The following is a 17,478-nucleotide window of genomic DNA, read 5'->3' on the forward strand; positions in this document are numbered from 1 at the left end:
ATAGTTTTTATACGACGACAAATATGCGTGTAGGGTGGCCGGGAGGAAGAGATCCTCCCGGCGCAGGTACAGAGAACAGCGATGGTTTAGCGTTGGTCTCAGAGCACGGCAGGCAGCAGCCGCGTCAGATGACGCGCCGCCAGGAGCGCAATGGCGTTTTCGATGTCCGGGGCGAAGAAGCGGTCCTCGGTGTAATGGGTCACCCGTTCGCGCAGCAGGTGGCGCGCCTCTTCCAGCAGCGGGCTGCTGCTCAGGCCTTCGCGCATATCCAGACCCTGCACGGCGGCCAGCCACTCAACGGCCAGTACGCCGCGGGTATTTTCCGCCATCGCCCACAGGCGGCGGCCGGCGGCCGGGGCCATCGAGACGTGGTCTTCCTGGTTAGCGGAGGTTGGCAGACTGTCCACGCTGTGCGGGTGCGACAGCGCTTTGTTCTCGCTGGCCAGCGCCGCCGCCGTCACCTGGGCAATCATAAACCCGGAGTTGACGCCGCCGTTTTTGACCAGGAAAGGGGGCAGCTGCGACATATGGCTGTCCATCATCAGCGCGATACGGCGCTCCGACAGCGATCCGATTTCGGCAATCGCCAGCGCGATATTATCCGCCGCCATCGCCACCGGTTCGGCGTGGAAGTTACCGCCGGAAATCACGTCGTTCTCGCTGGCGAACACCAGCGGGTTATCGGATACCGCGTTGGCTTCAACCAGCAGCACTTCCGCCGCCTGGCGAAGCTGGGTCAGGCAGGCACCCATCACCTGCGGCTGGCAGCGCAGAGAGTACGGATCCTGCACCTTGGTGCAGTTATGGTGCGACTGGGAAATCGCGCTGTCGTCGGTCAGCAGATGGCGATAGAGCGCCGCGGCGTCAATCTGCCCGCGCTGACCGCGCGCTTCGTGAATGCGCGGATCAAACGGACGACGCGAACCGAGCGCCGCTTCGGTGGTTAACGACCCGCAAACCACCGCGGAAGCGAACAGGTCTTCGGCTTCGAACAGGCCGCGCAGGGCAAACGCCGTCGACGCCTGTGTGCCGTTGAGCAGCGCCAGCCCCTCTTTCGCCGCCAGAGTAATCGGCTCAAGCCCCGCCTGACGCAGCGCTTCCGTCGCCGGCAGCCACTCCCCGCCGCGCACGCGCGCTTTCCCTTCGCCAAGTAGGGTCAAAGACATATGCGCCAGCGGCGCGAGGTCGCCGGAGGCGCCGACCGATCCCTTCGCCGGGATCCACGGCGTCACGCCCGCGTTGACCAGGCCAATCAGCGCCTGAATCACGCTCAGGCGAATGCCGGAAAAGCCGCGCGACAGGCTGTTAATTTTCAGCACCATAATCAGACGCGCGAGGTCATCATCCAGCGGTTCGCCAATCCCCGCCGCGTGCGACAGCACCAGCGATCGCTGAAGGTTTTCCAGATCTTCGGTTGAGATGCGCGTCTGCGCCAGCAGGCCAAAACCGGTGTTGATACCGTAGGCGGTGCGGCCTTCTGCCAGAATCGCGTTGACGCAGGCAACGCTGTCATCAATCGCCGCGAACGCGCTTTCGTCTAGCGTAATGTTCAGCGGCTGGCTGTAGACGTCGCGCAGCTGCGACAGGCTGAGTTGACCCGGAATCAGTGTTAAAGCGTTCATTTAGCGTGCCCCTGCGTTGCTGCCACCATCGGAAGATTCAAACCTTGTTCTGTCGCGCACTCAATCGCGATATCGTAGCCCGCGTCGGCATGACGCATCACGCCGGTCGCCGGGTCGTTGTGCAGGACGCGGGCAATGCGCGCCGCCGCTTCATCGGTACCGTCGCAGACGATAACCATGCCGGAGTGCTGCGAAAAGCCCATCCCGACGCCGCCGCCGTGATGCAGCGACACCCAGGTCGCCCCGCTGGCGGTATTCAGTAAGGCGTTGAGCAGCGGCCAGTCGGAGACGGCGTCGGAACCATCGCGCATCGCTTCCGTCTCGCGGTTCGGGCTGGCGACGGAGCCGGAGTCAAGATGGTCGCGGCCAATGACGATCGGCGCGGAGACTTCGCCGCTGCGGACCATTTCGTTAAACGCCAGCCCCAGCTTCTGCCGCCATTCGAGGCCTACCCAGCAGATACGCGCCGGTAGCCCCTGGAAACTGATACGCTCGCGGGCCATATCCAGCCAGTGATGCAGGTGCTTATCGTCTTTAACGATCTCTTTCACTTTCGCGTCGGTTTTATAGATGTCCTGCGGGTCGCCGGACAGGGCAACCCAGCGGAACGGGCCGATGCCGCGGCAGAATAGCGGGCGGATATAGGCGGGAACGAAGCCTGGGAAAGCAAACGCGTTGCCAACGCCCATCTCCTGGGCCATCTGGCGAATGTTGTTGCCGTAGTCAAACGTCGGCACGCCCATTTCGTGGAATGCCAGCATCGCCTGCACGTGGTCGGCCATTGCGCGTTTCGCCGCCAGGATAGTGCCCTGCGGGTCCGACTCGGCCTTAGCCTGGTACTCTTCCCAGCTCCAGCCTTTCGGCAGATAGCCGTGCAGCGGGTCGTGGGCGCTGGTCTGATCGGTCACCATATCCGGGCGCACGCCGCGTTTGACCATTTCCGGCACGATCTCTGCCGCGTTGCCGCACAGTGCGATAGAGATTGCCCGGCCCTCGGCGGTGTATTTTTTGATGCGCGCCAGCGCGTCATCCAGCGACGTCGCCTGTTCATCAACGTAGCGGGTACGCAGGCGGAAATCGATGCGGCTCTGCTGGCATTCGATATTCAACGAGCAGGCGCCCGCTAAGGTCGCGGCCAGCGGCTGCGCGCCGCCCATGCCGCCCAGACCGGCGGTCAACACCCAGCGCCCCTTCAGGCTGCCCTGGTAGTGCTGGCGGCCTGCCTCAACGAAGGTTTCATAGGTGCCCTGCACGATGCCCTGGCTGCCAATGTAGATCCAGCTGCCGGCGGTCATCTGGCCGTACATCGCCAGCCCTTTGGCATCCAGCTCGTTAAAGTGTTCCCAGGTTGCCCAATGCGGCACCAGGTTGGAGTTGGCGATCAGCACCCGCGGCGAGTTTTCATGGGTTTTGAATACGCCCACCGGCTTACCGGACTGCACCAGCAGCGTTTCGTCGCTCTCCAGGTTTTTCAGCGCCTTCACGATAGCGTCATAGCATTCCCAGTTGCGCGCCGCGCGTCCGATGCCGCCATACACCACCAGCTCATGCGGGTTTTCGGCGACATCCGGGTCGAGGTTATTCATGAGCATACGCAGCGGAGCTTCGGTCAGCCAGCTCTTCGCATTTAACGTTGTGCCACGCGGTGCACGTACGTCCTGCTGGCGGTATTTGCTTTGCGACATCGGGGGTTTCTCCTGACAATTAACGTTGTGTACGTAGATACATATACTTGTCTATACAAGCATACGCAAGGCAGGATTTAACACAAAAGATACATTTTTGTTATATTGCGTCAGCAATCACGTTTTGCCGACGCGCAGGAAGATCAGGAACCAAAATAGCCCTGCAGACGGTAGCGGCTGCCGGGGAAAATCAGGCGCGCGTGGGAAACGATATGGGTGGTGGACCAGGTGCGGCGGCGGATCAGCAGACACGGGTCGTGCGCGTGAATATGCAGCAGCGCGCACTCCTCCGCCGTTGCCTGCACCGCCTCAACAATGTGCTCCCCTTCGGTCAGAGGGGCGATCAGCGACAGATAGTCGTGGGGCGTGGTCGCGGTATAGTCCTGACGCAGATAGTCCGGCACCACGGAGGCGTTGACGCAGCGGTCCTCAATCTGTACCGGGACCTCATTTTCAAAATGCACCATCAGCGAATGGAAAATCCGCGTACCGGCGGCCACGTTGAGCGCCGCGGCCTGAATCAGATCCGCCTGCGCTTCCTCCAGCAGCACCACCTCGCAGCGGTGCTGATGATGACGAGAGGTAATTTCCTCCGCGATGCTGCGCACTTCAAACAGCGCCGACTGCCCTTTCGGCTCCGCGACAAACGTCCCCACCCCCTGTAATCGCACCAGCCGGCCTTCATCGGTCAGCTCGCGCAGCGCCCGATTGATGGTCATCCGGCTAAAGCCAAACTGCGCCACCAGCTCCGCCTCTGAAGGAATGCGATCGTGCGGACGCCAGACGCCGCTGTGGATCTTTTCGCTAATAGCCTGTTTCACCTTTTCATAGAAAGGCGCAGGCGCGGAACGAGGTTGCGATGAGAACATGGCCGGGCTTCCTTGTGCGAATGGGCGGCGAAACGTCCAGAATATACTGAATCGCTACTGCCACCAATGGGCGATTTGCCGCGCCTCCGCGCTGTGGTCGCGCCCCTGACAAATCCCGGCGGTCGTCGGTTGTCATAGCTTCACGCGATTTCTCCTCGCACCACGCGCTGCCAGAGCGGGCTGCGCCCCGGCTCGTAAACCATCTCAACCGGATGCTCCGCGTCCCAGATAGCAAAATCAGCAACGAAGCCCGGCGCCAGCCGGCCGTGGCTCGCCTGGCGGCCCAGCGCCTGCGCCGCATGACGGGTTACGCCTGCCCACGCCTCCTCCGGCGTTAAGCCAAATTTCACGCAGGCCATATTCATCGCCAGATGCAGGCTGGCGAAGGGGCTGGTGCCGGGGTTGTAGTCCGTCGCCACCGCCATCGGAACCTGATATTCGCGCAGCAGTTCAACCGGCGGCCTGCGGGTTTCGTTAAGGAAATAGAACGCGCCGGGCAGGAGCACCGCCACGGTGCCGCTGCGGCTCATCGCCGCCACGCCCTCTGGGGTCAGGTATTCAATATGGTCGGCGGACAGGCCTTTATAGCGGCTCACTAATTCGGCGCCGCCCAGCGAAGAGAGCTGCTCAACGTGACCTTTTACCGGGATACCTAATGCCTGGGCCGTACTGTAAACCCGTTCAGTCTGCGCGGGGGTAAAGCCGACGTTTTCGCAGAAGGCATCGACGCTTTCAAATAGCCCCTCTTCCCACAGCGTGGGCAGAATGATTTCGCATACCAGATTGATATAGCCGTCCGGGTCGCCTTTATATTCCGGCGGCGTGGCGTGGGCGGAGAGTAGCGTGGGGGAAATCTCAACGGTATGCGTTGCGGCAAGCTGTTGTACAACCCGCAGCATTTTACGTTCGTTTGCGAAATCCAGCCCGTAGCCGGACTTGATCTCCAGGGTGGTGACCCCTTCGCGCAGCAGACGAGCCAGCCGCTGCCGGGCCAGCGCCAGCAGCTCCGTCTCGCTGCTTTCCCGGGTGGCGCGCACGGTCGCGTTAATGCCGCCGCCGTTGGCGCTAATGGTCTGGTAGGAGACGCCGTTGAGGCGCTGCTCCCACTCCTGCGCCCGGCTGCCGCCGAAGACCAGGTGCGTGTGGCAATCAATCAGCCCCGGCGTGAGCAGCCTGCCGCCGAGGTCAATACTCTGCCCTGCGGGCGCCTCGCTTTCGGGCACAATAGCTTCAATGCGTCCATCGCGCACCAGCAGCGCATGATGCTCCACGAGTCCATACGGCTGAGAGAAACGCGGATCGAGCGTGGCCAGGCGGACGTTTCGCCAGATTACGCGTTCGGAAGGTGTGTGTGTCATAGCGGTCAACTTGTCATGGGTTGTATAGACATTTATTTTGATTCCGCGAGAAATGTCAACTCAGCTCCCAGCAAATGTTATTTATTTGTGATCAAAAGCGGCTCGTTTCCGGCTCTTATTATGTAAAGAAACAACTTTTTTGCGCTACGTCTTCCCGTTTCGCTTAAGTTGGTATAAAACAGCAGGCTTTAAAGGACCTATACACAAAATCATTCGAGTTGCATCAAGGCGGCAAGAGAACGAGTCCCCAGGAGCGTATATAAATACGTGACTGGGGTGAGCGAACGCAGCCAACGCCGAGGCAGCTTGAAGGATGAAGTGTATATACCCTTAATTTATTCTTGCCCGGAGCAACATGAACACATATTCCGTTTCCCACCTGGCGCTGGCGCTGGCCTTTGGCGTGACGTTGTCCGCCTGTAGTTCGACGCCTGCCGATCAACAGCCCTCAACGCAAACAGCGCCGGGCACGGCCTCTCGTCCAGTTTTAACCGCCGATGAGGCGAAAAACTTCTTACCGGCGAGCTATTTCCAGTCTCTCGATCCTAACGCCGCGGCGTGGAGCCCGTCCGCCATCAGCCTCCCGGCGCAGCCGGATTTTGTTGTGGGTCCTGCGGGTACCCAGGGGGTAACCCACACCACGATTCAGGCCGCGGTGGATGCAGCGATTACCCGCCACTCCAATCGTCGTCAGTTTATCGCCATCATGCCGGGTGAATATGCGGGCACCGTATACGTTCCGGCGGCGCCTGGCGCGCTGACCCTGTACGGCACCGGTGAGAAGCCGATTGATGTAAAAATCAGCGCAGCGATTGATTCAGAAATGGATCCGGTCTCCTGGCGTCATCAGGTTAATCCGGGCGGCAAATATATGCCGGGCAAACCGGCCTGGTATATGTACGACAGCTGCCAGAGCAGACGTGCCGCCACCGTTGGCGTGATGTGCTCAGCGGTATTCTGGTCGCAGAATAACGATCTCCAGCTACAGAACCTGACTATCGCCAACAACCTCGGCGACAGCGTAGACGCGGGCACCCATCAGGCCGTGGCGCTGCGTAGCGATGGCGATCGTGTGCAGATTAACAAGGTGAATATCCTCGGTCGCCAGAACACCTTTTTCGTGACCAACAGCGGCGTACAAAACCGCCTGCAGGATAACCGTCAGACCCGAACCCTGGTCAGCAACAGCTATATTGAAGGCGACGTGGATATCGTTTCCGGTCGTGGGGCGGTCGTGTTCGACAATACCGACTTCCGCGTGGTCAACTCGCGCACCCAGAAAGAGGCTTACGTTTTCGCCCCCGCAACCCTGAAAAGCGTGACCTACGGCTTCCTGGCGATTAACAGCCGCTTTACCGCTTCCGGCGATAACGTCGCGCAACTGGGCCGCTCTCTGGACGTTGACGGTAATACCAATGGCCAGGTCGTTATTCGCGATAGCGTCATTAATGAAGGCTTTAATATTGCCAAACCGTGGGCTGATGCCGTCGGTTCAAACCGTCCGTTTAGCGGCAACACCGGTACTGCGGATGCCAAAGGCAACCCGCAGCGTAACTTGAATGACGCTAACTTCAACCGCATGTGGGAATACAACAACCGCGGCGTGGGAAGCTTTGTCGTCGCTGAACCGAAGCAGTAACGCTTACGCCAAAAGGGGGAAGCTATTCCCCCTTTGTCTCTTTCTCTTCCCGCTGTGCCCTTCCCGCTTCTTCACCGCTATCCCCTCATCCTGTAGGTTATCCCTGTACAGACGCCGTTCTGTACAACTTTTTCACATTACCTTTACAAAAAATAACCATACAAAACAATATCTTATAAGTCAATGTTAAAAAAACCAACTAAATGTACAAAATTAATTCGGAAAAATTGTACATCCTGAAGATCGTGACTATAGTTATTACGTAAGTTTTAAATTCTGCGTTACAGCATTCTTATGATTTAAAAAAATGCACACCATTTCCTTTGAAATGGTGAAGAACCGTAGAGCAAAGATGATTTTTATCCCGCATCTTTGTTTGTTGATTTATTGTCTAACATAACCCGAGATATACCATGCAGATTAAAAATACTATTCCTGCAGAGTTTATTTCTAACTCTGCTTTGCTGAAAAATATCGAACACATGGTGCAGACCCAGACGGAGAGCGAAGCCGTTAGCCATGAGCGTTTAATCGTTGAGGTTCAGCGGCGCCTGAATCTCGAGAAAAATGAAATACTCGCCGATTTATATATCCAAACGCTGCATGTGCTACGTGGTAAAAACCATCACTAAGCATGATATGTGATTTGTTAAATTAAGCCATTATTAACACTTCTACCTCGGAGGACAAATGAATAACGACAAGCAAGGTCACTTTTTTAATCATTACGATCTTTGGATTAACAATAACCTTCTTCGTCAAGGATTACAGCTTGTACTCGATTCATTATCACCAGGCTGTTTTCATGGAAAATATGTCTTTTTCACCAGCGATAACTATTATGCGGTGCTTAATCATCATTACGATCGCAAAAGAGTTCGTTTTGTCCTGCTCACCGACGGTAATGATTTGAACTTCCTGAGCGAAATACCAATGTACAGAATCCCGGCGCGCTCAACGCCCGCTGAGATACAATCGTTTATTCTCCGCCCCACCTTGTTCGGTAAGAAGCCTGACCGGGAATCTGAAAGTATCGTTTTTACCAATCGCGAAAAAGAAGTGATTCGCCTGATGAACGATGGTGAAGCGATGGCAAATATAGGGAAGTCGCTGAATTTACATATTAAAACAATTTATCAAATTCGCCTGACCTTAATCAAAAAGCTCGGCTGCTCGGGTCGGACAGATTTTTTTAATATTAGCCGCAGCGAAACGTTTAAAGCCTGGACCCAGCTCAATTTTTGATAATTTACCTGCCAGCGCATGTTGCCATGCTTCAGGAAGACAAGCGGCGGAATAACATCTCTAAAAATGTTCCGCTGCTAACCCTCTAAGACGCTTACTCTCCGTGAAACTCAATGGTGAAGCCCTGGCTTTGCCAGTGGCTAAGTAATTCTGCCTGCAAGGGGGTCAGCGCGCGGCCGGTCCAGACAAAAATGTGCTGACCAGGAAACAGTTCCGGGCGAGGAGAATCCAGCGGCTCCGCCAGCACGTTGACGTGCCAGGCGCGCTGCGATAAACGCCACGCTTCCAGCCACAGACGGGTACGGTCTTCATTACCCCACCCCACCAACAGCGTCTCTTTCCCCACCTTTTTGCGCGATTCCGCAAGAATGGACGCTACGCAATCAATCAGGATACCGTCCAGCATACTGATAATCGCCATGGAAGTGTTCGGATCGAGATTGAGCTTACTGCGGACGGGGACAAAGAGCCGGTCAATCAGTTTATCTACGGGATATTCATGGCTGAGGGACATGATGCGGGTGCGTAATTTTGAGGGCTGGACGCCTCGCAGAAGCGTCATCATCTCTTCCTGGAGCAGGATGGCAGCGTCTTGCGTTTCAGGCTGATGGCCTTCCAGAAGCGCCTTAACCTTGCCCACGGAGACCCCGCGATCGATCCAGCGTTTGATTTCCTCAATGCGCTGAACGTCCTCTTCGTCAAACTGGCGGTGTCCTCCCTCGCTTCTCTGCGGCTTTAGCAAACCATATCTTCGCTGCCATGCACGCAAAGTCACGGGGTTGATTCCGCAACGTTCGGCAACTTCACCGATGCTGTAATATGCCATTAGCGCCCTCTAACCTGATAATACTTTACCGACTAAATTAACGAATTTAGCCTGGTTGTACAATTAACTTTTCTTGTACAGCTAAAATAAACAGGTCGGGCGCCGATATACTGGGCAAAAAAACAGGGCTTATTTTACCGTTATACACCGCTTTTTAACCGACACGCTGCGCTGAGCCGGGGTCAAAATTTAAAGAAGCTCACACGCTACTTTTTTCTCTGGCCATGCTACCGGCGGAATGCCTCCCAGACACGGACTGGCAAATAAATTTCCCTGGAAATGCGTAATCCCCGCTGACTCCAGCCACATCCACTCCTCCGCCTGCTCGATACCCACCGCAGAAATGGCGATTTCCAGGGAATGACAGCATTTAATAATCGCCTGAACGATTGCCTGTTTTGGGCCGTGCTTATGGATATCTTTGACCAGCTGGCGATTAATCTTGATGCGGTCCGGCTGAAACTGAGCCAGCAGCAACAGCCCGGCAAACCCGGCGCCAAAATGATCGATAGCCACGCGAATTCCCGCAGACTTGAGCTTACGTACGGAATCGGTGAATTCATCAAGACGGGAAATGGCTTCGCTTTCGGTAAATTCCACAATAATTTGCTCAGGGATCAAACCGCTGGCTTCAATTTCCGCTAACAGAAATTCGACAGCGTTGGGAACATTCACCAGCGTCATGGGCAGCAGATTAATCGACAACGTGCGTCCACGGAGGTGCAAAAGTCCCGCCATGGCGAAGGCAATGCGCTTGCTGTGGAGATCCGTCCAGTAGATTTCCTCTCGCGAAAGTCCGTCAAAATAGACCGCTGGCGAATCACCGGAAGTCGTGCGCAGCAGCGCTTCGTAGGAGACGACCTCTTTGGCAAACGGATCGATGACCGGCTGAAAAGCAAAGCTGCATTCGGCCTCTTGCAGCGGAGTTTCAGGGTAGCAGGCAGCGTCTTCTATCACAAACTCCCAGCTTTCAGCCGCAGGAATTTCGTAATAGTTTTCCTTTTCCGTGGCTTCGACGAAGGTACGGAAAAAATGGAGCGCTCTGTCGTCATAGGTGAGCTGATATTTTGTGGTCCCTTTATCCAGCACAGCCTGCAGCACTTCATCGCGGTCAAACTCTCGTAAATCAAAGAGTTCCATGCCAATTTTACCAAAGCGCCGCATCGGTCCATGATCCCTGAGCAGCTCCACGAGGTTATGGTGCCGCGGGTCTGCGCAGATACGGCGGTAAATTTCCTCTACCTTCTCTTCAGGTCCTTCTAATAGCTGAAAAAAGTGGGTGCCGTTAAAAAGCAGAATACCCGACACGTTTTCCTGACTATTTTTGACATTTGCTTCAGCAACCATGCTTTCGAGCGATTTAATTGACACGTTGTCGCAGATATGGCTGCGATAAATAATGGTAGTGAGCATGAAGTTTCCGACAGAAGAGATGAAAGCTAATAAGATATTACAGTAGCAGGTCTACCCGCATAAGTCCTGTAAAAGCGCCCGAGTCATCAACAAATAAATCACATTAACACCCTCTTTTCGCTGGCGTTCTTGCCTTCCTGTATACCTGTACAATTCGTACATCTCCACTCGATGTTTACCTTAAGATTTGTACAATTTTAAAACCATATAAATCAATATGTTATAAAAAACATTAAGAAAATTAACATATTTTTTTCATTTCCTATGTACAAGTTGATAAACATTGTATAACTTTAATCGCAACTTCACTGATAATTGAACTTACAGGAGCACATATGCAGCAGAACGGTTACATTCCTGACACGGCTAACGCTATTGCCCACTACTTCAATAAAGCGTCGTTACCTTCGCAGCAGGAGACGTTAGGGCAGATTGTAATGGATATCCTTAATGAAGGACGCAACCTGAATCGCAAATCCCTGTGTACGAAACTGCTGGGTCGCCTTGAAGTGGCTTCAGAACCTGAAGAAGAAAGCCATTATCAAACGTTGATTGGTCTCTTGTTTGAGCATCAGTGATATAAGTGGCTTCAGCTATCTGGTGATTTAAGTCGTTACTGAATGAGGAAATATAAGGGATGGGCCAGTATCTGACACGGATTACCGGCTTGCTACTAAATTCCCAGTCAAGGAGATGACAATGATCAGAGATACCGTTATGAATCGCAATGATTATGATCCACTAACCGATTTATTGATTGGAGAGGCTGTCCTCTCTCTACTCAAAAATAAGGGGCCTATTAGTAAACAAGCACTGATCGGGAAACTCCAGGCCATGCAGGCTGGGGAACAGGATAAAAAACGGCGGAATGCACTTGGGCGTATTATCGATGAAATCAGTAATATGGTAGCTCGCCGTGGAAAAAACAATGCCGTGGGTACTTCAGGCGCTAAGCATAATTGGGATGAGCCGAATTCGTTATTAGGTTCTCCTCAGCAGCCAGGTACGAATAAAATACACTGACCACTACTGGTCTAATGTTTAACTTACAAAGTAGAGAATATGATGAGACAGACTATGCATCAGCAACCGGATATTTACGCAGGCCTGAACGATACCGCACTCTCTGAATATTTCCGCAACGCAGGCGACAGACTGATCGATGAATCAGCGGTGATGTCGCTGGCTATCAGCAGCATCCTTGAGTCTGAGGGTCACCTCAGCAACAAGGCGATTATTTTGTGGTTAATTACGGCGCTGGAAACCACCAGCGATGTCGTAACTGCAGACGTTATCCGCAAAACCCTGGAAATCGTCGTCAGCTACACCATGGATGATATCTGATTTATTAACCGGCTGTAATTAAACAGGGAAGTCACATATCGCTAAGCGAATGGTTATATTATTACAGAAGCCGTGGATATACGTTAAATCCAGGCGCGGTATCTCTCTTTTTAAAACTCTGCCCCTGTTGTCAGATGAATAATCAGGACGGGGCAGGTTTTCCAAAAAGATAATCATTGTCTGCAATATAATCCGGCAATGAATGCCATTAATCCCCTGCAAAATATTTCCCGTATTGCTGAGCTAAAACATCGCAGCCAGGCGGCGAATTCCCTCGGTCAAAACCGCTGGGGGATGGTTTGCAAAACCGAATAGAACTCCTTCGCGCGACATCGGCCGCTGACAATAGCGCTCAAACGTCTGCACGCCGAAACCTGGCTGGCGCGCCTTAGCGACGACCTCTTCTGCCTTTAAACCCGCTGATAGCCAGCAGACTATGTGAATACCCGAATCCGTTGGATGTACGACCATGCGCCCGGCAAAGTAGCGTGCAATCGCCGCCTCCAGCGCGCTTTTACGCTCAAAACAGGCTTTGCGAATACGACGGACGTGGCTGGCATAGTGCCCCTCGCTGATGAAACGGGCCAGGACGGCCTGTTCGAGATATCCACTACAGAGATCGGTGTAATATTTCGTCATGGCAAACTGTTCACGCAAATGCTCGGGGACCACTAAAAAGCCCAGCCGGAACTCCGGATACATCATCTTAGAAAATGTGCCCGCGTAGATGACGCGCTGATGATTATCTAACCCCTGCAACGCCTGCAGAGAGCGGGCGGCATAGCGGAATTCGCTATTGTAATCGTCTTCAAATATCCACGCCCGATGGGCTTCCGCCCATTCCAGTAAGGCGAGCCTTCTGGGCAGGCTAAGCGTTCCACTGAGCGGGAACTGGTGCGACGGCGCGGTATAGACCAGCTTAGCTTGCGGGTAATGGCGAATGCCATCCTGAATATCCATGCCCTCCTCGTCAACCCGAACGGGCCGGACCACAGCTCCCCTGGCGGCGAATGCGCCGCGGGCGCCGTTGTATCCGGGATCGTCGAGCCAGACTTCATCGCCCTTTTCCAGTAAAGCCTGAGCGGTGATGGAAAGCGCTTGCTGAATACCGTTGACAATGATCACCCGATCTTCGTGGCAATTGACGCCGCGCGTCGCCTGAATATAGCGACTAATCGCCTGGCGTAGAGGTTGATATCCATAGGGCGTGGCGTGCGCTCCCAGCTCACGACGCGATTGCCGCCAGACGCGCCCCAGCAGCCGCCCCCATAAAGCATGAGGGAAAAGATCGGTACAGCCGATACCGACGGCAAAAACCTGACGCATTTCGCCGCTGTCCTCTCTTTCTGACCATGATGACACCAGAGCGGCGACATCAGGATTAAGCGGCCCTGCGGCGGCTATTGCCGTTTCGGGCGGCGTCGACGCGTCATACTCGCTAATGAGGTTATCCGGGATATGCTCGCAGACAAAGGTGCCCGCCCCCTTGCGCGTGACGAGGTACCCCTCATCCATCAGGCGGTCAAAACCGGCAATAACCGAGTTTCGCGAGATCGCCATCATCTCAGCCAGCGCCCGGCTGGAGGGGATTTTTGAACCCGCCGACAATCGGCCATCCAGAATCGCCTGACGCAGGGCGTGGTAGACCTGATCTTTAATCACGCCGCGGGCTAATAACAGTTCCTGAAACAGAGGGGCAATGGGTTTTGGCATGAGCGGCAGCGGGCATCGACGGCATAAAAGTGGATCCTATAAATATACAGAAAGTGTCACTTTTTAGGAACCAGAACAGCACCTACCATAGCGCCAGGTCAAATCACCCGGTTGATAAAAATAAGGAACAGCCATGAATAGCAACAAAACCGACGTTAACCTCGCGCAGGTAACCCTCCACCCCGCGGCTGAAAGCGACTTTGCCCAGTGGCTGCCGCTGTGGAAAAGCTACCAGACGTTTTATCGCGTCGACATCCCGGAAAGCATCACGCAGCTCACCTGGAAGCGCTTTTTCCATCCCGCCGAGCCGATGTTCTGCGCAGTGGCAAAACAGGAAGGCAGGATAGTGGGTTTCGTACATTATCTCTTCCACCGCTCCACCTGGGCCGAAAGCGACTACTGCTATCTGGAGGACCTCTTCGTTGACCCGGCCGTTCGCGGTCAGCATATCGGCAAGCAGCTGATTGAGTATGTTCAGCTGCAGGCGCGCAAACGTCACGCAGCCAGCCTGTACTGGCACACGCATGAGACCAACCTTCGGGGCCAGCGTCTGTATAACTGGGTCGCGGAGAAAAGCGGCATGATTGAGTATCGTATGCGGGTGAAGTAGCCCCTGCGCAGGCGTAAAAAAACCTCGCCGCGGCGAGGTTTCGTCACTGACAGAGAACTTAGCGAGCGTTGACCACGACCCACATCGGGCCCTGGCCTACGGCATAGCGCCCTTTTTCCTGGAGCAGCCCCTGCTCGCCTTTGATTTCATACACCGCGATATGATGCGATTTCTGACCGGCGGCGATCAGATATTTGCCGCTATGATCGAGGTTAAAGCCGCGCGGCTGGGTCTCGGTATTCTGATAGCCTTCGATGGACAGCACGCTGCCGTCTTCCGAGACGCTGAAGATAGTGATAATGCTGGCGGTACGATCGCAGGCGTAGAGATGACGGCCATCCGGGGTCAGATGGATATCCGCCGCCCAGCGCACGCCGGCAAAATCAGGCGGCATCATGTCCAGCGTCTGCACGCATTCGATTTTTCCGTACGGATCTTTCAGCTCCCAGACGTCAACGGAGCTGTTCAGTTCGTTGACGCAGTAGCCATATTGCTGATTCGGATGGAACACCATGTGACGCGGGCCCGCGCCTTCAACGGTGGTCACTTCAGCCGGCTCCTGCTCTGCGAGGAAACCGTCGTCGCTCAGGGTAAACAGGCAGATACGATCCTGCTTCAGCGCCGGTACCCACAGGGTGCGATTATCGGGAGAGATATTTGCCGAGTGGCAGCCTTCCAGACCTTCAACCACCGCCACCGCTTCTCGCGGCAGGCCGTCCACCAGCGGCGTAACGCTCACGCAGCCCGCGTTATAGGAAGCGCTGAACACAAAGCGCCCCTGACGATCGGTAGAAATATGCGTTGGGCTACCCGGCAGCGCGGCTTCGCCGGCGAAAGTCAGGGCGCCATTATCGGGCGCAATGCGGTAGGCCAGTACGCGAAACTCCGGACGCACGCCGACGTAGAGAAACTCTTTGTTCGGGCTCACCACCATCGGCTGCACCTGGCCCGGGGCATCAACAACCTGCACCAGGGTCAGTTTCCCCTCAAGATCCAGATCCCAGACGTGAATCTGCTGGCTTTCCGGGCTGGCGGTATAAACGGTTTGTTTCATGAATACTCCTTCCTCACTGCACGTGGAAATTTCATTTTTCAGACTAACGACACCCTGAAAAACACAATATGCATACACAACGCTCTTCAGGTTGCCTCCTGGCAGCCTGAAAGATCAAGTGTATCGGCTCTTTAGCGGTAGATGCTGAAAAGTTTGCCGGAATGGCACAGCGGTGTACCATCATAGCCTGCTAACTTTTCATCATTAACCGGAAACAACCCATGACCTCACGCGTGATTGCCCTCGATTTAGACGGCACGCTCTTAACCGGCAAAAAGACCATCCTCCCCGCCTCGCTCGATGCGCTGGCTCGCGCCAAAGACGCGGGATATCAGATCATCGTCGTCACCGGCCGACATCACGTCGCTATCCATCCTTTTTATCAGGCGCTGGCGCTGGATACACCTGCAATTTGCTGCAATGGCACTTATTTGTATGATTATCATGCAAAAAAGGTGCTTGAATCCGACCCGATGCCGGTAGATAAAGCCCTGAGCCTGACGGAAATGCTGAACGAGCATGATATTCACGGCCTGATGTACGTCGATGACGCCATGCTGTACGAGCAGCCGACCGGGCACGTTATCCGCACCGCCAGCTGGGCGCAATCGCTCCCCGTCGAGCAGCGTCCGGTATTCACTCAGGTCGATTCTCTGGCGCAGGCGGCCCGCAAAGTTAACGCCGTGTGGAAATTCGCCCTGACCGATGAAGATACCGCCAAACTGCAGCGCTTTGCCCAACACGTTGGCCAGACGCTGGGTCTGGAGTGCGAATGGTCGTGGCACGATCAGGTGGATATTGCCCGGGAAGGCAACAGCAAAGGTAAACGCCTGGCGCAGTGGGTCGCGTCGCAGGGCCTGTCGATGCAGGATGTTATCGCCTTCGGCGACAACTATAACGACCTCAGCATGCTGGAAGCCGCCGGTACCGGCGTGGCGATGGGCAACGCGGTGGAAGAGGTCAAAGCGCGCGCCAACGTGGTGATCGGTGAAAACGAAACCACCAGCATCGCCGACTACATCTATCGCCACCTGCTGTAATCAGGCGGCTATCGACACGCTTTTTATCTGCGCATACAGCCGCTGGCCCGGGGTCACCCCCAGCTCATCGCGAGCCCAGGGGCTGATGCGCGCCCACAGGGTACGGCCGCTTATCTCCAGCCTGACCTCAACCTGCCCATGACTTTCAATACACTGCATGACCTGCGCGGGTAAAATATTGCGGATACTGGTTTGCTGAGCGGGCTGCAGTACCAGAGAAACGTCCGAGGCCTGAATGCGGATCCGCGCGCTTTCGCCCTGCGGCCTGTCAAGACGGTTAACCCATATCTGCCGATCCCCCAGCGCCAGAGCGGTCATGGCATACTGCGGATGCTGAGCGGCAACGGTCACGTTCAGGATCGTGCTTTGCTGCTCCTGGGGAAGCCAGGGGTGCATCACGCTGCTGCTCCACACCTCTTCCAGACAGCCAAAGGCTTTCACTTTCCCCTCTTCCAGCACCAGCACGTTATCCGCCAGATGCTGGATTTCATCCAGAGAGTGGCTGACGTACAGCATCGGGATCTTGATTTCGCGCGCCAGACGCTGCAGATAGGGCAACAGCTCGCGCTTGCGCGGAATATCCAGCGATGCCAGCGGCTCATCCAGCAGCAGCAGCTCCGGCGCGGTAAGCAGAGCCCGGCCAATCGCCACCCGCTGCTTCTCCCCACCGGAGAGGCCGCCCGGCAGGCGGTCAAGCAGCGGCGCAATGCCGAGCAGCGCCACCAGCTTGTCAAACTGCGCCGCCATAGACTTCGCCATGCCATATTGCAGATTGCCGCGCACTTTATAGTGCGGAAACAGGCGCGCGTCCTGAAAAACGTAGCCAATGCGGCGCTTTTCCGGCGCCAGGCAGATACCTTTATCAACGTCGTTCAGCACTCTGCCGTTGAGGACGATGCGCCCATGCTGCGGGCGCGTCAGGCCGCTAATGGCGTTAATCAGCGAGGTTTTACCCGCGCCGGAGACGCCGAACACCGCCGTAATGCCGCTGGCGGGAAGCGTCTCGCAAATTTGCAGACAGTGGGTACCCAGCGTCTGGGTAAAATCGAGCTCAAGCATG

Annotated in this window: 17 protein-coding genes; 8 read left to right on the forward strand and 9 right to left on the reverse strand. The window is 55.4% G+C overall.

Translation table 11 applies throughout. The annotated features are described in order from the left end of the window. Nucleotides 1-98: 98 nt before the first annotated feature. The 4 genes from hutH to hutI all read right to left on the reverse strand — a co-directional run bounded on the left by hutH (nt 99) and on the right by hutI (nt 5,534). A complete protein-coding gene (gene hutH, locus SIK97_RS26425) occupies nt 99-1,622 on the reverse strand; it encodes a histidine ammonia-lyase (protein WP_025108118.1) in 1,524 nt (507 codons plus the stop codon). Beyond that, nucleotides 1,619-3,307 carry a urocanate hydratase gene (hutU, locus tag SIK97_RS26430; RefSeq protein ID WP_004849031.1) on the reverse strand — a complete coding sequence of 563 codons (1,689 nt, stop codon included), beginning with the start codon at nt 3,305-3,307 and terminating at the stop codon, nt 1,619-1,621. The genes hutH and hutU overlap by 4 nt, the downstream gene beginning before the upstream one ends. A 143-nt stretch (nt 3,308-3,450) precedes the next feature. Further along, nucleotides 3,451-4,176: a histidine utilization repressor gene (locus tag SIK97_RS26435; protein ID WP_057173972.1), complete on the reverse strand. Its 726-nt coding sequence runs from the start codon at nt 4,174-4,176 to the stop codon at nt 3,451-3,453. A gap of 140 nt (nt 4,177-4,316) precedes the next feature. After that, complete coding sequence (gene hutI, locus SIK97_RS26440; protein WP_049102784.1) at nt 4,317-5,534, reverse strand: imidazolonepropionase; 1,218 nt, start codon at nt 5,532-5,534, stop codon at nt 4,317-4,319. A 355-nt stretch (nt 5,535-5,889) separates the two neighbouring features. Between hutI and SIK97_RS26445 the strand changes: the two genes are divergently transcribed. The 3 genes from SIK97_RS26445 to SIK97_RS26455 all read left to right on the forward strand — a co-directional run bounded on the left by SIK97_RS26445 (nt 5,890) and on the right by SIK97_RS26455 (nt 8,418). Continuing rightward, nucleotides 5,890-7,173 (forward strand): putative acyl-CoA thioester hydrolase, encoded by a 1,284-nt coding sequence (locus tag SIK97_RS26445; protein ID WP_048252225.1) that lies wholly within the window; start codon nt 5,890-5,892, stop codon nt 7,171-7,173. Nucleotides 7,174-7,586: 413 nt separating this feature from the next. Next, nucleotides 7,587-7,805, forward strand: coding sequence for a hypothetical protein (locus tag SIK97_RS26450; RefSeq protein ID WP_014228477.1), 219 nt, complete (start codon nt 7,587-7,589; stop codon nt 7,803-7,805). A gap of 58 nt (nt 7,806-7,863) precedes the next feature. Continuing rightward, nucleotides 7,864-8,418 (forward strand): LuxR C-terminal-related transcriptional regulator, encoded by a 555-nt coding sequence (locus SIK97_RS26455; RefSeq protein WP_057173970.1) that lies wholly within the window; start codon nt 7,864-7,866, stop codon nt 8,416-8,418. Nucleotides 8,419-8,512: 94 nt separating this feature from the next. Here SIK97_RS26455 and SIK97_RS26460 read toward each other — a convergent pair whose 3' ends face one another. Together SIK97_RS26460 and SIK97_RS26465 are read right to left on the reverse strand one after the other, a co-directional pair. Next, nucleotides 8,513-9,244 (reverse strand): MerR family transcriptional regulator, encoded by a 732-nt coding sequence (locus SIK97_RS26460; protein WP_004849019.1) that lies wholly within the window; start codon nt 9,242-9,244, stop codon nt 8,513-8,515. 189 nt (nt 9,245-9,433) lie between these two features. After that, nucleotides 9,434-10,657 carry a diguanylate phosphodiesterase gene (locus tag SIK97_RS26465; protein ID WP_014228474.1) on the reverse strand — a complete coding sequence of 408 codons (1,224 nt, stop codon included), beginning with the start codon at nt 10,655-10,657 and terminating at the stop codon, nt 9,434-9,436. Between the two features lie 335 nt (nt 10,658-10,992). Between SIK97_RS26465 and ycgZ the strand changes: the two genes are divergently transcribed. The 3 genes from ycgZ (at nt 10,993) to SIK97_RS26480 (ending at nt 12,001) form a co-directional block, all read left to right on the forward strand. Next, the gene (gene ycgZ, locus SIK97_RS26470; protein WP_032748797.1) at nt 10,993-11,235 is read left to right on the forward strand and encodes a regulatory protein YcgZ; all 243 of its coding nucleotides are present in this window, start codon (nt 10,993-10,995) and stop codon (nt 11,233-11,235) included. A 121-nt stretch (nt 11,236-11,356) separates the two neighbouring features. After that, nucleotides 11,357-11,680, forward strand: a complete 324-nt coding sequence (locus SIK97_RS26475; RefSeq protein ID WP_049079122.1) for a hypothetical protein — start codon at nt 11,357-11,359, stop codon at nt 11,678-11,680. Between the two features lie 54 nt (nt 11,681-11,734). Next, the gene (locus tag SIK97_RS26480) at nt 11,735-12,001 is read left to right on the forward strand and encodes a biofilm development regulator YmgB/AriR family protein (RefSeq protein WP_004849010.1); all 267 of its coding nucleotides are present in this window, start codon (nt 11,735-11,737) and stop codon (nt 11,999-12,001) included. Nucleotides 12,002-12,244: 243 nt separating this feature from the next. Here SIK97_RS26480 and SIK97_RS26485 read toward each other — a convergent pair whose 3' ends face one another. Further along, complete coding sequence (locus SIK97_RS26485; RefSeq protein WP_025108125.1) at nt 12,245-13,714, reverse strand: PLP-dependent aminotransferase family protein; 1,470 nt, start codon at nt 13,712-13,714, stop codon at nt 12,245-12,247. Nucleotides 13,715-13,847: 133 nt separating this feature from the next. On the opposite strand from SIK97_RS26485, the gene SIK97_RS26490 reads away from it, so the two are divergent. Beyond that, nucleotides 13,848-14,324, forward strand: a complete 477-nt coding sequence (locus tag SIK97_RS26490) for a GNAT family N-acetyltransferase (protein ID WP_025108126.1) — start codon at nt 13,848-13,850, stop codon at nt 14,322-14,324. A 58-nt stretch (nt 14,325-14,382) separates the two neighbouring features. Here the strand turns inward: SIK97_RS26490 and pgl are convergent, their stop codons facing one another. Continuing rightward, the gene (pgl, locus tag SIK97_RS26495; RefSeq protein ID WP_014228470.1) at nt 14,383-15,378 is read right to left on the reverse strand and encodes a 6-phosphogluconolactonase; all 996 of its coding nucleotides are present in this window, start codon (nt 15,376-15,378) and stop codon (nt 14,383-14,385) included. 221 nt (nt 15,379-15,599) lie between these two features. Between pgl and SIK97_RS26500 the strand changes: the two genes are divergently transcribed. Continuing rightward, entirely contained in the window at nt 15,600-16,418 is an 819-nt protein-coding gene (locus tag SIK97_RS26500; protein WP_025108127.1) for a pyridoxal phosphatase, read from the forward strand. Here SIK97_RS26500 and modC read toward each other — a convergent pair whose 3' ends face one another. Beyond that, the gene (gene modC / locus SIK97_RS26505) at nt 16,419-17,477 is read right to left on the reverse strand and encodes a molybdenum ABC transporter ATP-binding protein ModC (protein WP_057173535.1); all 1,059 of its coding nucleotides are present in this window, start codon (nt 17,475-17,477) and stop codon (nt 16,419-16,421) included. It lies immediately after the preceding gene. Between the last annotated feature and the right edge of the window lies 1 nt (nt 17,478).

The sequence above is a fragment of the Klebsiella sp. JN_Kp126 genome, assembly GCF_033843325.1.
Classification (GTDB): domain Bacteria; phylum Pseudomonadota; class Gammaproteobacteria; order Enterobacterales; family Enterobacteriaceae; genus Klebsiella; species Klebsiella michiganensis.

Coding starts and splice junctions, on each gene's coding strand:
- pgl (WP_014228470.1), bottom strand. CDS start 15,378: ATGAAACAAACCGTTTATACCGCCAGCCCGGAAAGCCAGCAGATTCAC.
- SIK97_RS26445 (WP_048252225.1), top strand. CDS start 5,890: ATGAACACATATTCCGTTTCCCACCTGGCGCTGGCGCTGGCCTTTGGC.
- SIK97_RS26485 (WP_025108125.1), bottom strand. CDS start 13,714: ATGCCAAAACCCATTGCCCCTCTGTTTCAGGAACTGTTATTAGCCCGC.
- SIK97_RS26455 (WP_057173970.1), top strand. CDS start 7,864: ATGAATAACGACAAGCAAGGTCACTTTTTTAATCATTACGATCTTTGG.
- modC (WP_057173535.1), bottom strand. CDS start 17,477: ATGCTTGAGCTCGATTTTACCCAGACGCTGGGTACCCACTGTCTGCAA.
- SIK97_RS26450 (WP_014228477.1), top strand. CDS start 7,587: ATGCAGATTAAAAATACTATTCCTGCAGAGTTTATTTCTAACTCTGCT.
- SIK97_RS26480 (WP_004849010.1), top strand. CDS start 11,735: ATGCATCAGCAACCGGATATTTACGCAGGCCTGAACGATACCGCACTC.
- hutU (WP_004849031.1), bottom strand. CDS start 3,307: ATGTCGCAAAGCAAATACCGCCAGCAGGACGTACGTGCACCGCGTGGC.
- SIK97_RS26500 (WP_025108127.1), top strand. CDS start 15,600: ATGACCTCACGCGTGATTGCCCTCGATTTAGACGGCACGCTCTTAACC.
- SIK97_RS26460 (WP_004849019.1), bottom strand. CDS start 9,244: ATGGCATATTACAGCATCGGTGAAGTTGCCGAACGTTGCGGAATCAAC.
- SIK97_RS26465 (WP_014228474.1), bottom strand. CDS start 10,657: ATGCTCACTACCATTATTTATCGCAGCCATATCTGCGACAACGTGTCA.
- ycgZ (WP_032748797.1), top strand. CDS start 10,993: ATGCAGCAGAACGGTTACATTCCTGACACGGCTAACGCTATTGCCCAC.
- hutI (WP_049102784.1), bottom strand. CDS start 5,534: ATGACACACACACCTTCCGAACGCGTAATCTGGCGAAACGTCCGCCTG.
- hutH (WP_025108118.1), bottom strand. CDS start 1,622: ATGAACGCTTTAACACTGATTCCGGGTCAACTCAGCCTGTCGCAGCTG.
- SIK97_RS26490 (WP_025108126.1), top strand. CDS start 13,848: ATGAATAGCAACAAAACCGACGTTAACCTCGCGCAGGTAACCCTCCAC.
- SIK97_RS26475 (WP_049079122.1), top strand. CDS start 11,357: ATGATCAGAGATACCGTTATGAATCGCAATGATTATGATCCACTAACC.
- SIK97_RS26435 (WP_057173972.1), bottom strand. CDS start 4,176: ATGTTCTCATCGCAACCTCGTTCCGCGCCTGCGCCTTTCTATGAAAAG.